1 protein-coding gene is annotated in these 556 nt (G+C 34.9%); it reads left to right on the forward strand.

Annotation, left to right across the window (positions count from 1 at the left end; translation table 11 throughout):
• A partial coding sequence (locus tag CBI42_RS11200; protein ID WP_256963814.1) for a toprim domain-containing protein occupies positions 1-556 on the forward strand: 556 nt, incomplete at both ends.

Genomic DNA, 556 nt, shown 5'->3' on the forward strand with positions numbered 1-556 from the left:
TACAAAAGATGATTCAACAAGGTTTGATAGCACAAGCTAGTTGGAAAACAAATGAAACAGTTGAACCTGTTAACGTTTTTAAAAGCTTTGATCATCGCCACAAGCTGCAGGCAGCAAGCTTACAAGGAATTTATAAGAATCACTCTCTTCCTAGAGAAAGGTTAAAAACGATTCTAAAAGGAAGCCATGGACATGTTGGAATATCCTTTGACATTGGTAAACCAAATAGACTGGTTTTTTGTGAATCGTTTATCGACTTGATGAGCTATTACGAACTTCATCAACAAAGTCTATCAGATGTTCGCTTGGTATCCATGGAAGGATTAAAAAGGTCTGTTGTTGCTTATCAAACTTTACGACTAATAGCTGAAGAAAATCAGAAGTTGGAATTTTTGGATACAGTAATACCTTCAAAGTTATTGCCTTTAATCAATACAATTCGTGATACCACCAGCTATTTTGATAATCATCCTGATTTATTGACACTTGCGGTAGATTGTGATGATGCAGGAAAAGATTTTTCTGATAAGTTATCTCAATCAGGATTTCCTGTTTT

It is taken from the genome of Streptococcus sp. KR (assembly GCF_002238115.1).
GTDB lineage: Bacteria > Bacillota > Bacilli > Lactobacillales > Streptococcaceae > Streptococcus.